General features: G+C 55.9%; 1 pseudogene. It reads left to right on the top strand.

The features are described 5' to 3' along the window. Positions 1–521, top strand: a pseudogene (locus TW89_RS02510) (hypothetical protein); the annotation flags it as partial.

The following is a 521-nucleotide window of genomic DNA, read 5'->3' as shown; positions in this document are numbered from 1 at the left end:
CAACGACGGTGTGAAAGTAGGCGACGATGTTGCATTGACCCAAGACGGCGTTAAAGCAGGCGATGTCAAACTGACCAAAGACGGTTTGAACAACGCTGGCAACAAAGTGACCAACGTAGCCGACGGTACCGACGATACCGACGCCGTCAACTACGGTCAGCTGAAAGAGACCAACGCCAATGTGGCCAAAGGTCTGAACATTGCCGCCGATAACGGTAACGACGACAACGTCCAACTGGGCGAAACCGTTGCCTACCGCAGCAGTGACAAAAACATCGTGACCACCGTGTCCGACAACCAGATTGACTTCAAACTGGCCAAAGACATTACCGTCGACAGCGTGACCGCAGGCGACAGCAAACTGAATTCAGACGGCCTCACCATTACCGGTGGCCCGAGTGTGACCAAGTCAGGCATCAATGCCGCCGGCAACAAAGTGACCAATGTTGCCGCCGGTACCGATGACACCGACGCCGTCAACTACAGCCAGCTGAAACAGCAAAGCGCCGCCGCCCGTACCG

It is taken from the genome of Neisseria flavescens, assembly GCF_001618065.1.
Lineage (GTDB): Bacteria > Pseudomonadota > Gammaproteobacteria > Burkholderiales > Neisseriaceae > Neisseria > Neisseria flavescens_A.
The sequence above is the reverse complement of the archived record's forward strand: the minus strand, read 5'-3'. Positions and strand labels throughout refer to the sequence as shown.